Here is a 12,383-nt window from a genome sequence, read left to right on the forward strand (position 1 = left end):
GAGGAGCAGAAAAATGATCGATCGCAACAAGCACTTCCTTCGCCTGATGGACTGGAGCGAAGAAAAAATCCTCGAAACCGTCGAGATTGCCTCGCGCCTCAAGAAAGAGGTCCACGCCGGCAAAGTTTCTGACCGTCTCCACGGCCAGAACATCGCCATGTTCTTCGAGAAGCCCTCGCTGCGAACCATCACCACGTTCCAGGTGGGCATGAACCAGCTCGGCGGCCATGCCGTGCTGCTCGCCCCGGATTCCATCGGACTCGGCAAGCGCGAAAGCGTGAAGGACGTGGCCCGTTGCCTTTCCCGCTGGGTGAACGCCATCGTGGTCCGCTGCTTCAAGCAGCAGCTCGTGGAAGAACTCGCCGAATTCGGTAGCGTACCTATAGTGAACGCCCTCACCGACGACTGCCACCCCTGCCAGGCCATCGCCTTCGCGCAGATGATCAGCGAAAACCTCGGCGGTTTCAAGAACGCCGATGGCAAGCCGAAGACTGTCGCCTTCATCGGTGACGGCAACAACGTCGCGAACTCCTTCCTCGCGCTCGCCTCCAAGGTGGGCATGAACTTCACGCTCGCATGCCCCAAGGGTTTCGAGCAGCCGAAGAACGTAGTGGAAGAAGCCGCCGAAGGCCTCAAGAAGCACGGTTGTGAGTACCGCGTGTTCAACGACCCGAAGGAAGCCGTCAAGGATGCCGATATCCTCTATAGCGACGTGTGGGTTTCCATGGGCCAGGAAGGCGAAAAGGCCGAAAAGCAGAGCCACTTCCTCCCGTTCCAGATCAACGACGAACTCCTGAAGCTCGCTCCGGCACACTGCAAGGTGAGCCACTGCCTGCCCGCACACCGCGGCGAAGAAATCACGGACTCCGTGATGGACAACCTCGACGTGAACATGAGCTTCGAGGAAGCCGAGAATCGCCTGCACGCGCATAAGGCCGTTCTCTGGCAGGTCATGCCGCCTTTTGCTTAATTCTGCCTTATAGACATCGTTATACGGCGTCGCGCAACTCACGTACGAGTTGCGCCATTTTTTTATACAGCATCCAAGATAGAGTTAAAAATCCTCTCGCATTAATCGTCTTCAGGCTTAGGGGCATCTTTCAGACAGCGAACAGGATACTCGACAAACTTGTAAGTGTAAAAGAAAAAGATAGTCTATCGGAGATAGTGCTGATAACGAACACCGCATTCTCGCTTGGATGGCTGCTCGCCATAGACGATGTCCATAAAGGAGAATCCTGTTCGGCGCGTTCACGAGGAAGCAGAGAGAAACCGTACGTGTCATCGCCACAATAATCTACGTCATCATACTCCCATCCGGTAGTTGAACGCAAGGCCTGATTGGCCTTTTCAGCACCCCCGACATATTTAAAGAGTTCTTCAAAATTCTTCTTCGTGAGCACATGCCAGCCTTCCGGGCATACACCACGCGGGTTCGCGCGCTCATATGCAGAAGCATACACAAGCAGAGAAGGCCTGCATACACAACGATATTACAACAAGCGCCCTTGCTTTTTTCATCCTCAACCCACGCTAATTCTTTATGCAACGAAGCGAAAAGCCTCTATCTTTCTCATTATATTTAGAATTATACAGTCCCAATGTACTATAGCGGAAATCTAGATACCAGTAATGGGCGCCCGTCTGCAAGACTGCTTCGTTTGCAGCCCAGAAATTGGCAAACAGCGACATGTCGTCGAAAAGATATCGGCTATATTCTCCCGACGAATTGGCATGCAAACCGTGATAAGCTCCCGTCGGAATCGCAGAGAATCCATAAGCATCGGTAGAAGGCGTTTTAATCTTAGTCTTGCTCCATCCCCTTGCCGATTTCAGGTAAGCCGTATAGCCATCTTCCAACTCGGCAACATAATTTTTCAGAGTCGCCCATTCCGTAGAATCCGGCACATGCCAACCGTCCGGGCAAATACCCTGGTGAGGCGATTCAATCAAGAAATCTGCCTGCGTCTTCATGTATTTCGCGTCCAAATTCATTGCCGCCGTCCACGTATAAAGGCGTCCACCCACTTCGCAGTTCTTTGGCACGTTGCTATAGCACCAGCTCCTTGCCACAAGGTTCGGGTTGTCCTCATCGTAATAATTCAGGTTCTCGGCCATCCAGGTCTGCGTCCCGATCGTAGTCGTCTTGTAAGTCCTGTTGTCACGGGTGTCCTTCATGGTCCCGTACTTGTAATCGGGATTGAGGTACGATTCCTTGGAATAATCATACACGGTGGCTTGACGCCAGTTACCATTTCCGCCATCACAGATGCAGGAATAGTTCATATTACAATCAATATAGGTGCCCTTGGTCGATTCCGTACAAGCACCGTAAGAAACCTCGTATGCTTTAGGCAAGCGCCACTTGCCGTTGTCGCACACATAGTTCTTGCCAAGGTTGGCATTGCTGTACGCGTTGGTCACCTTCTTGATTTCGGCGTCATGTTCACTCGTACACATGCCAATTCCGTATATCTGGCCGACAAACATGGCGATGTACTTTTCAAAGTTCGGCACGTTCTTGCCAAGCGCCGAAAGCGTGGTACGGATTGTATCGAAGTTCCTTGTTGTATCCATGGCCCAGTCCGCCAAGGCGACCTTCGCGGCCGTATCACTCCAAAGGCCATCATCCTCAAAATCCGTAGACAGCGTCGTCAGGCGACTCACAATGTCGGCATTCGACAAGCTTTCCTGCAACAGGATTGACGCCGCAAGCAGCTTGCCGTCGTCCTCGTAACGGCCAAAAATCGAGAGATCCTCGAACGCATGGTTATTGGCAGGCCAGCCAAACGCCGCAAGTACTTCGCGTTCGGCCGCAGCCTTCGCCGCAGGGACGTTCTTGTACTTTCCGCTCTGGGTATACAGGTAAATGGCACGCTTGTGCGCCAAATGCCCAAGCAGGTTCACATTGGCCGTCGTCCTTCCGCTCAAGTCCACAAGCGACTTGATGGTCGCTTGCCCGGAAGTCTTTGCCTTCGCATTTTCGTTGTAGTAGTATCCGGTCGCCTGCATCAGGGCGTACTGGTTTTTCAGCGTCACCTTGGTAGACGTGAATTCACCCAGGTCACTCGACACCTCCCATTCAAAAGATGTCCCTGTCGGGTCCAAGGCTTCATCGAGTTCCATCAACCTTACTGCGGAACCACCCGCGTACGGGCCCTTTTCGGCCACGCCCTTGATTGTCAATTTGGATATGGCGACGTTTTCAACAGTCTCGTTCGCACCGACGATACTGGAACTTGATTCGGGAATCCTGCTCGAACTCGACTTTACGGAGCTGCTGGACTTGTTTTCGGCAGAGGAAGACCCGTTCGACGAAGAGGAATCCCCCTTGGAAGAAGACGAGCCGTCCTTGGAAGCGGAAGAGCCATCCTTCGACGAACTAGAACCATCTTTGGAAACGGACGATTTATCCTTCGACGAACTAGAGCCGTCCTTGGAACCGGACGATTTATCCTTCGACGAACTAGAACCGTCTTTGGAACCGGACGATTTATTCTTCGACGAACTAGAACCGTCCTTGGAACCGGACGATTTATCCTTCGACGCCGACGACTCGGGCTCTTCCGTTTTCTGCCAGCTCTTTTCTTCGCACTTGTAATAGATCTCGTCTTCTTTGACGAAAAGGACATCGCCTTCCCTATCCGAGGTACACTTGCCCAAATCGTAAATCGATTCCACAGTGGAACCGTCCTGAGGGAACGCCTTGTCATCGGCCTGGGGCTCGAACGAGGACTCGTCCCCGCAGGCGCCAAGAATAAGAGTCATCCCGATGAAAGGAATAACGGAACGGAAATTTTTCATAAGGACTATTCCTTATCTTTTACGCAACGAAGTGAGAAACCCTTATCCTTTTGATTGTAGCTTCCCGTGTAGTAGCTCAGGTAACCGTAACGGTAGTCTAGGAACCAGTAGATTGCACCCGTAGCCGTGGCCGATTCCACGGAGCTCCAGAAGTTGGCGAAGTAGCCCACGTCGTCAAAGAGGAGTCGGCTGTACTCCGCACTCGGGTTCGCATGATTCCCGTAATAGGCACCCGTCGGGATTGCAGAGAATCCGTACTTATCGGACGAAGTGGGCGCTGTACTAGTGGAATAGCTCTTCCATCCCATACGTGCCTTCAACACACCCGTACGGTCGTTCGTCGTCGTAGTGGAGGTTACCCCTTCCATCTTCGCGACATAAGTCTTGAGTTGACGCCATTCTGTCGTATCGGGGACATGCCATTTTTCCGGACAGATGCCGCGATGCGGAGATTCCACGATGGTCGCCGCCGACGACTTGAGGTACTTGGAGTCAATATTCATCGCGGCAGTCCAACTATAGAGCCTTCCACCCACTTCGCAATTTTCCTTCTTGTTCTTATAACACCAGCTATTCTCCACAAGGTTTTCATTCAATTCATCGTAGTAGTTCAGGTTCTCGGCCATCCAGGTCTGTAGCCCGATTACAACCGTCTTGTATGTTTTTCCGTCGCGAGTATCTTTAAGCGAGCCGTACTGCACCGAAGCCGCCTGGCTAAAGAATTCGCTCTTGTCGTAGTCGTAAACATCAGCGACGCGCCAGTTGCCTTCACCGCCATCGCACACGTACTCTTCGATCAATGAGGAGGTGGTCGGATAAAGGACCATGGCACCTTTCTTGCCTTCCGTACAGGCCGTCCCCACCTTGACTTCCATAGTCGAGGGCAAACGCCAATGGTCGGCATCGCAGATATATGTCTTGTTGTCGTTTACACTATAGATATTGGCCACACCTTTCATTTCGGCATCGAGGTCTGCAGTACATACGCCCAGCCCATAAATTTGGGACGCATACATATTGATGTACTTTTCAAAATAAGGCACGGTCTTGTTCATGGAGCCAAGCTTTGCACGAATCGCGGAATAATTCCTCTTGGTATCCATCGCCCAGTCCGCAATAGCGACCTTCGTAGTGGAATCTCCGTTCCACAAGCCGTCCTCTTCCAAATCCGTAGAAATCGTAGCCACTCGGCTTGCGATATCGGCGTCGGTCAGGCTTCCCTGCAAAAGGATCGACGCGGCAAGCAGTTTTGCATCGTCTTCGAAGGTTCCATAAATGGACAGGTCTTCAAAAGCGTGGTTGTTCGTCGGCCAGCCGAACGCCGCAAGCACTTCACGTTCTGCCGCAGACTTTGCCGCAGGAACGTTCTTGTATTTCCCGCTCTGCGCAAACAAGTAGATAGCACGCTTGTGAGCGAGGTGCCCCAGAATATTCACGTTGGCGGCGTCCCTATCCTTCAAATCGACAAGCGACTTTATCGTCAATTGTCCCGAGGTCTTTGCCGCGGCATTCTCGTTGTAATAGTAGCCGTTCGCCTGCATCAAGGCATACTGGCTTTCCAGCGTCACCTTGACCGACGTGAACGCGCCCAAATCGGTAGTCACTTCCCATTCAAACGAGGTCCCTGTCGGGTCAAGGACTTCATCCAGTTCCATCAACTTGATTGTTGAGCCACTCACAAAGGGGCCCTTCTCGGCAACACCGGTAAAGGTCTTCTTCGAGATGGCGACATTTTTCACCTCGTCGCCAGCACCATGCACGCTGGAACTTGATTCGGGAATACTGCTCGAAATCGGCTTTGCAGAACTGCTGGACTTATTTTCGGTAGAGGAAGATCCGTTCGATGAAGAGGAATCCCCCTTAGAAGAAGACGAACCGTCCTTTGATGCCGAGGAACCATCCTTATTCGACGCCGAGGAACCATCCTTGGAATTGGAAGATTTGTCCTTGGAAGCGGAAGAGCTGCCCTTTGAACCCGACGAAGAACCGTCCTTGGAAGAAGACGAACTGTTTTTGGAAGCGGAGGAACCTTTCTTTGAAGAGGATGATTTCGGAGTCTCGGTTTCCTTCCAATCTTTGTCTTTGCACTTGTAATACGCCTCGTCATCTTCGACGAAAATGACATCGCCTTCCCTGTCCGAGGTGCATTTGCCCAAGTCGTATATCGATTCTACGCTGGAGCCGTCTTCCGGAACCGAAGATTCCTCACGCAGGGGTTCAGATGATGAGTCGCCTCCACAAGCGTTAAAAATCAACGCGGAGCAGAACAACGCCGTAACCGAAAAACTCTTTTTCACATTCATCCTCACTAAAAATCTATGCGATTGCCTTTGAGATCATAACGCAGACCCGCTTTCTTGACATAGAGCGAATGTCCGTCAAACCAGATTCTTCTAGTATCGTCCGCCTTGCGGATGCTTTTTTCCGTCAACAGTAACTGATGCTTTTCCGACGTGGAGTCCTGTACATTAGAAGAATCCTTTTTGGGGTGCTTTTCCGACGTGGAGTCCTGCACATCAGAAGAATCCTTTTTGGGGTGCTCTTCCGACGTGGAGTCCTGCACATCAGAAGAATCCTTTTTGGGGTGCTCTTCCGACGTGGAGTCCTGCACATCAGAAGAATCCTGTTTGGGAAGCTCTTCCGACGTGGAGTCCTGCACATCAGAAGAATCCTGTTTGGGAGGCTCTTCCGACGTAGAGTCCTGCACATCAGAAGAATCCTGTATGTCAACCAGCGGCAATTTCATTGACGCTTCCATAAATTCGGGTTTTAGGCCTTTCTCCAAGGCAACCATACTACCCAACAGATATGCCAGCGCCGCATTCTTGTCAATGGAGACTTCTGCAGTCCGCTGATTTCCACCACGAATGGACCGTGCTACGTACGGACTGAAACCTAGTTCCTCCGCATTTTCCACCTTTTCGGGCCCATTGAGCAACATCCCGTGAACAGCGTCTCTAGAATCAGAAGCTTCCGAAGAAATTCGGTGATACGGCATTACCGAATTCCCTACGATTATATTTTTATAAGTTATATACATTTTCTGTGTCGGATTACAACCAAAGAAATAGTAAAGTACGGTCCAGGCCGCATCCACATATTTTTCCTCTCCAGTCACATAGTAAGCATGCAACAGCCAAATCGCCTGATTGGCCGCAATCCCATTGCTTCCATTTACAAAATCACTCTCGGCAAGCGTTACGCCAATACCCGACTTAGTTCGTTCAACAAGACTATCCGCCTTTTTGACTATGAACGACTTCGCCACGGAGGCAATGTTACCAAACAATTCCGCATGCGTTGCCTTCCCGTAAGTGGCAAGCCCATAAACATTTTGCCAATTGGGAATATCGCTCGACGCCCCATCGACAATATATTTTTTGTCCTTCGTTGTTATGGCAAGTTCCGTCATCGCGAATTGGCGTTCGTCCGAAATAATGCTGTCCGCATACGGTTTCGTCGAAACACCAAAGGGATTATCCTTAAACAAGGCGTCTTGGTGCTCTTCAGCCCATTCAAACGCGACCTTTGCCGCATTCAGGCACGTATCCGCAAACGCTTCATCGTATTCACGATAAACTCGGGATGCCGTCGCCATTATTGCAGCAAAATCATACGACGCTGCGGCACTCTTTCCTATAACAAATCTCGGCAAGGTATCTTGCTCCGGAAGAACATTATATGCAGGGTCTTCAAGCGATGTCACCTTGTGGTACACGCCTCCACTTTTAGACCGCATCCTAAGCAACCAGCGCAACTCATACCAGACTTCGTTTAAAATTTGAGGCCAGTCCAATTTTACTCGATCATAAATTTTCCTCCAATAAAACAAGCCCCAATCAAGTTCCTTTAAATACTCCGGATAGTGTTCATACAGGCTAAGAAGGGTATAAACGGTTATACCCGCATTTACAACATATTTGCCATAGTCAGCACCATCGTACCACCCTTCCGAGGCCGCAATCGTACCGCTTTCTCCAAGCGACGCATGCAAAACAACCGGATTATCAAGATGTGCTTCTTGCCTAAACACACCATTACCCATAATTTCACTTGAAGCACGTTGGACATAGAAGAATGCCAACGACGTCATTAAAAGAGTATCCAAGGGGGCTGCGCCTATTGTCACAGAACGGGATCCCCTTTCCAAAAGCGACGAACCTTGCCATACCGTATATCTACCCGGAGTCTTCAGTTCGGAGAAGTCTATAATCTGAAGGGAATCTCCACTAAGCGAATCGTACACAGGTTTCGCAGGAGTCACTCCAAAAACCGAATCTCCCGACGTATTCTTGAAATACACATCCGCAGAAATCCCTTTTTTAAGCACCATTCTCTTTGGTGCATTTGGAGTGTAACCCAAATAACTGTAAAGCATTTCTGCCTGAGAAGCCCTGGCTACGCTATCGGCGTAGGCAGAATCTCCCGGGCATTCTATCGGGACCATATCCACAACAACCCATGGGATCGCGACCTCCCAAATAGAGTGTCCACCACTTATATAAAAATACATCTCCTCGGTTTTATGATTGGCGGAGCAAAAATCAAACGGCTTGGTTACATAAACATTAGTCATCGATTCCTTTATCACAGCACTCCAAGAAAAGAGATCGTCTCCAACATAATTTTCAAAACCAAAAACAAGACCACGGCTTCTGTCGGTCGTAGCTTTTAAGCGTGGCATCAACCTTGAGCCATGCGGAACCATCACCTTGTATCTCGCCTTAGCATTTTTCGACGGCTCGTCCATAGTAGTACACTTAATAACTATGGCCCAACCCACACTATCGGAATAATGCCGCAACGAAACCTGATAAGAGGAAGCCTTCTTAGAATAAAAATTCCAACCGTCATCAGTAGGCGTTTCGTTAAATCGTCCTGCACCGCCCAACAAATCTACGGTGTCTACGGGAGCGGCACAAATAGTGCTGACCAGCCCGCACAATAGTATTGTTAAAACAAGATAACGCATAAATTCCCCCTGAAGAGTTGGCAATTTAATATAAATATAACCTTTTTTTCACTTATTTCAAAACGTTTTCCTTAGGGATTTTTCCCAAGTGTGAATGACCTCACCATGCCTCCGAAAGCGCCATTTTTAGCCGCCTTTCAGTACATCGGCCCCCTATTTTCTATATTTGCGCCCAGAATTATTCAAGGAGCACAATATGTCCTTCGTACAAGACCTCAAGGAAAAAGTCCTAGCAGGTTACGAAATCAACCGCGAAGAGGCAATCCGCTTGCTGGATGCCGACCTCAAGAAACTCTGCGATGCCGCCAACGAAATCCGCGAAAAGTTCCACGGCAACAATTTTGACTTCTGCTCCATCGTGAACGCGCGCAGCGGGCGCTGCTCCGAAAACTGCAAGTACTGTGCCCAGAGCAGTTACTACCATACCGGCGCCCCCGAATACAAATTGCTCAGCGCCGACGAAATCGTGGCAGACGCGAAGAAGAAAGAAGCCGCAGGCATCCCGCGTTACTCTATCGTCACATCGGGCCGTACGCTTTCGAACCGCGACGTAGAACAGATTAGTGAAGCCATCCGCAGGCTCAAAAAAGAAACCAAGCTTTCCGTGTGCCTTTCGGCTGGGCTCTTGAACAGGGAACAGTTCAACAAACTGAAAGAAGCCGGCCTCACCCGCTTCCACAACAACCTGGAAACTTACCGCAGGCACTTCCCCGACGTATGCACCACGCACACCTACGACGACAAGATTGGCGCTCTCCAGAACGCCCTTGCCGCAGGGCTCGAGATTTGCAGCGGAGGCATCATGGGCCTCGGCGAGACCATGGAAGACCGCATCGACATGTGCCTCGACCTGCGTAAGCTCGGCGTCAAGTCCACTCCGGTGAACGTGCTGAACGCCATCCCAGGCACGCCGTACGAGAACCTCCCGAAGCTCACGAACGACGAGTTCTGCCGCATCGTGGCCATTTACCGATTCATCAATCCGAAGGCGTTCATCCGCCTCGCAGGTGGCCGCGGCGTACTCGGCGACGACGGTAAACGCGCATTCAAGAGCGGCGCCAACGCAGCCATTACCGACGACATGCTCACCACCGCAGGCGTCAACAGTTGCAAGGATTTCGAACTCGTAAAGGGACTCGGATTCAAGCCGCACGGATTTCTGATATAGCAACACGTTCTACAGGCCTGCAAAAGGCCTATATGAAACGCCCTTTTTAAATTTCAAACAAAAGAACGCACTTTTCCCTAAAAAAAGGGATTAAGCGGTATTTGTTTTTGCACCCAAACAAAATATATTGCATAATGTAAAAGATCGTCCTAACAGTTCATCGGAGGATTGTAAAAATGAAAAAGATCCATCTCGGCCTCTTATCCCTCTCCCTGTTCTTCACGGCCTGTTCACTCGACCTCTCCAGCACTGAGGCTGATGGGAAATGGGAAGAAATGAAACTAAGTAAAAAAGAAGTTCACTTCGAACACAAGGGCGGCACCGACACCATTTCTGTCAAGAATTACAGTTCATGGTGGTTCGCTTCTGCATGCAACGGAGAGTGTTCCGATGGCAATCGCATTCTTCCCACCTCCATTGATACAGGAGCTATTGACAACAGGCTCATCAGTGGCGGCTGGTGGAGTGCCGAAGTCCTGAAGGATTCGCCAAACAAAGTTGTCGTTACAGTGAATGGTGCTGAGACATGCCTATCCGAAGACTGTGGCAAAGAAGTTTTCCCGAGAAAGGCAATTATCACCATGACCGCAGGCGATATATTTAACAACTTCGTTATCTATCAGGATTAAAAATCAGCGACTTGCTAGTTTATCTATCATCGCATCGCAGCCTTCGTTCACGTCGTCCCAGGTCGCTTGGAAATCTCCAGTATACCAGGGGTCGGCAACGTCGCGCGATTTTCCGGCCCAATCCATGAGCAACGATACCTTACCGGGCTGGGTTGATTCTTTTTCGTAAATATCGCGAGGCAGTATCCAGCGCAGGTTCCGCAAGTTGTTCCTGTCCATGAGCACGATGTAGTCATAATATTCGTAATCCTGTGCAGTCATTTGGCGGGCATGTTTGCCGCTACAGTCGATACCGTGCGAATTCAGCATGCGCCTTGCCGGCGGGTACACGGGGTTCCCGATTTCCTCTGTACTCGTTGCCGCACTAGCGACCTCAAAGCCTTCAATTCCGGCACTCGCGAGTTTCTGCTTCATGACGAATTCCGCCATGGGGCTGCGGCAGATGTTACCATGACACACAAACAGGATTTTCACTTTTTCCATGGGGGCAAATATAGCCAAACAAGCCTGACGTTTTATTAAATTTAAAGAAAAAGGAGTCCCCTATGAAAAATATGTTTTGGCTTCTGCCCCTTGCCGCGCTTTTGACCCTGATCGCCTGTGACAACGATAGTTCCAATAACAGCGAACCCTCCTTCGAAGTCGTCAACCCAGGCAATGACGGAAACAACGGCGGGAACAACGACGGGAACAAGAACAAGACCGGCGTAGAGCCGGGCTGCAATTTTGTCAAGACGGACAATACTTGGAAATACCTTATGAACGAGAGCTGGGGATACATCGAAGTCTACATCTGGACCGACGAGACCACAGTCAGGCACGAGACCCATGTGAATTCCTTCCACGACGAAGATAGGGACGAGATCCTCACCGACTTGAACCGCGACGAGTTCTACGATCAAATTATGGCGGAATGCCAATTGATGACATCCCAGAATGCGGAATAAAACCTGACCCTTACTTTAATTACATTTCCGCTTAATGGTTCCTTTTTCCAAATCGCTCAGTTGCCTTGTTCTCGCAGGCTTATGCCTGTGGCAAGTCGGCTGTAGTGTGCCCGTGCGTACGGGTTACGACAGGAAAATTGGTGGATACAAGCCCATCCCCACAGCCGAAACCGCAGCGTCAGAGCCTCAAGAGCAAGCGACCCCTGCCAATGGAACCACAGCAGAAAACGCACAAGGACAGAACGTAGCAAGCGCAGATTCCAGCAAGCATGAAAATTCTGCGAGCAGGGTGCGACAAGCGGCGACGCGGAAAGAAGCTGCAAGATCGGCGCAAAAACCAGAACCCCGTGGCAGCCTTGAAAATTACGCCCGCGGATGGATGGGAGCCAAGTACGTTTACGGATCAGCCACCAAGAAAAAGACGGACTGTTCTGGATTCGTGATGCAAGTGTACAAAGGTTACTACAACATAGCGCTTGACCACAGTTCCTCTGCGATGTACAAAGACAGCCGAGGTTCGAAAGTCAGCCGCGGAAGTTTGCGCGAAGGGGACCTCGTATTTTTCGGCAGTTTCTGGAAAATTGACCACGTAGGAATATACTTGAAAGGGGACCGGTTCATCCATGCCAGTACCAGCAAAGGCGTCATCATTTCTCCGATGAGCGACAAGTACTGGAGCCACAAGTACCAAGGCGGACGAAGGTTTAGGTAGGCTCGAGGCTCGGGGCTCGAGCTATGAGCTATGAGGCTTCGAGAGACTGGAGAATAGAGAATAGTGAATAGTGAATAGTGAATAGTGAATAGTGAATAGTGAAAAGAATCACGCACTTCGTGCGTCAATAACAGACGGCGAAGCCGTGATA

General features: G+C 50.4%; 10 protein-coding genes. 5 read left to right on the forward strand and 5 right to left on the reverse strand.

Annotated features, from left to right (window positions below; all coding sequences use genetic code 11):
• Window positions 1-13: 13 nt before the first annotated feature.
• The gene (gene argF / locus Q0Y46_RS12645; protein ID WP_297947818.1) at window positions 14-970 is read left to right on the forward strand and encodes an ornithine carbamoyltransferase; all 957 of its coding nucleotides are present in this window, start codon (window positions 14-16) and stop codon (window positions 968-970) included.
• Between the two features lie 130 nt (window positions 971-1,100).
• On the opposite strand, the gene Q0Y46_RS12650 is transcribed toward argF, so the two are convergent.
• The 4 genes from Q0Y46_RS12650 to Q0Y46_RS12665 form a co-directional block, all read right to left on the reverse strand.
• Entirely contained in the window at window positions 1,101-1,463 is a 363-nt protein-coding gene (locus Q0Y46_RS12650; RefSeq protein WP_295684946.1) for an FISUMP domain-containing protein, read from the reverse strand.
• A gap of 70 nt (window positions 1,464-1,533) precedes the next feature.
• A complete protein-coding gene (locus tag Q0Y46_RS12655; protein ID WP_295684944.1) occupies window positions 1,534-3,804 on the reverse strand; it encodes a fibrobacter succinogenes major paralogous domain-containing protein in 2,271 nt (756 codons plus the stop codon).
• 5 nt (window positions 3,805-3,809) lie between these two features.
• On the reverse strand, window positions 3,810-6,101 hold the full coding sequence (locus Q0Y46_RS12660; RefSeq protein ID WP_295684941.1) for a fibrobacter succinogenes major paralogous domain-containing protein: 2,292 nt from the start codon (window positions 6,099-6,101) through the stop codon (window positions 3,810-3,812).
• 11 nt (window positions 6,102-6,112) lie between these two features.
• Window positions 6,113-8,776 carry a glycoside hydrolase family 9 protein gene (locus Q0Y46_RS12665; protein ID WP_297947821.1) on the reverse strand — a complete coding sequence of 888 codons (2,664 nt, stop codon included), beginning with the start codon at window positions 8,774-8,776 and terminating at the stop codon, window positions 6,113-6,115.
• A 196-nt stretch (window positions 8,777-8,972) separates the two neighbouring features.
• Between Q0Y46_RS12665 and bioB the strand changes: the two genes are divergently transcribed.
• Window positions 8,973-9,944, forward strand: coding sequence for a biotin synthase BioB (gene bioB, locus Q0Y46_RS12670; RefSeq protein ID WP_297947823.1), 972 nt, complete (start codon window positions 8,973-8,975; stop codon window positions 9,942-9,944).
• Window positions 9,945-10,120: 176 nt separating this feature from the next.
• Window positions 10,121-10,573, forward strand: coding sequence for a hypothetical protein (locus Q0Y46_RS12675; protein ID WP_297947826.1), 453 nt, complete (start codon window positions 10,121-10,123; stop codon window positions 10,571-10,573).
• Window positions 10,574-10,576: 3 nt separating this feature from the next.
• Here the strand turns inward: Q0Y46_RS12675 and Q0Y46_RS12680 are convergent, their stop codons facing one another.
• Entirely contained in the window at window positions 10,577-11,056 is a 480-nt protein-coding gene (locus tag Q0Y46_RS12680; protein ID WP_297947828.1) for a low molecular weight protein-tyrosine-phosphatase, read from the reverse strand.
• A gap of 62 nt (window positions 11,057-11,118) precedes the next feature.
• Here Q0Y46_RS12680 and Q0Y46_RS12685 point away from each other — a divergent pair, with 62 nt between their 5' ends.
• Window positions 11,119-11,520, forward strand: a complete 402-nt coding sequence (locus Q0Y46_RS12685; RefSeq protein ID WP_297947830.1) for a hypothetical protein — start codon at window positions 11,119-11,121, stop codon at window positions 11,518-11,520.
• A gap of 34 nt (window positions 11,521-11,554) precedes the next feature.
• The gene (locus Q0Y46_RS12690; RefSeq protein ID WP_295684929.1) at window positions 11,555-12,232 is read left to right on the forward strand and encodes an NlpC/P60 family protein; all 678 of its coding nucleotides are present in this window, start codon (window positions 11,555-11,557) and stop codon (window positions 12,230-12,232) included.
• The last annotated feature ends 151 nt before the right edge of the window (window positions 12,233-12,383 follow it).

Source organism: uncultured Fibrobacter sp., assembly GCF_947305105.1.
GTDB lineage: Bacteria > Fibrobacterota > Fibrobacteria > Fibrobacterales > Fibrobacteraceae > Fibrobacter.

Excerpts from the sequence above, each read along its gene's own strand:
- argF (WP_297947818.1), top strand. The coding sequence starts at position 14 with ATGATCGATCGCAACAAGCACTTCCTTCGCCTGATGGACTGGAGCGAA.
- Q0Y46_RS12655 (WP_295684944.1), bottom strand. The coding sequence starts at position 3,804 with ATGAAAAATTTCCGTTCCGTTATTCCTTTCATCGGGATGACTCTTATT.
- Q0Y46_RS12665 (WP_297947821.1), bottom strand. The coding sequence starts at position 8,776 with ATGCGTTATCTTGTTTTAACAATACTATTGTGCGGGCTGGTCAGCACT.
- bioB (WP_297947823.1), top strand. The coding sequence starts at position 8,973 with ATGTCCTTCGTACAAGACCTCAAGGAAAAAGTCCTAGCAGGTTACGAA.
- Q0Y46_RS12675 (WP_297947826.1), top strand. The coding sequence starts at position 10,121 with ATGAAAAAGATCCATCTCGGCCTCTTATCCCTCTCCCTGTTCTTCACG.
- Q0Y46_RS12680 (WP_297947828.1), bottom strand. The coding sequence starts at position 11,056 with ATGGAAAAAGTGAAAATCCTGTTTGTGTGTCATGGTAACATCTGCCGC.
- Q0Y46_RS12685 (WP_297947830.1), top strand. The coding sequence starts at position 11,119 with ATGAAAAATATGTTTTGGCTTCTGCCCCTTGCCGCGCTTTTGACCCTG.
- Q0Y46_RS12690 (WP_295684929.1), top strand. The coding sequence starts at position 11,555 with ATGGTTCCTTTTTCCAAATCGCTCAGTTGCCTTGTTCTCGCAGGCTTA.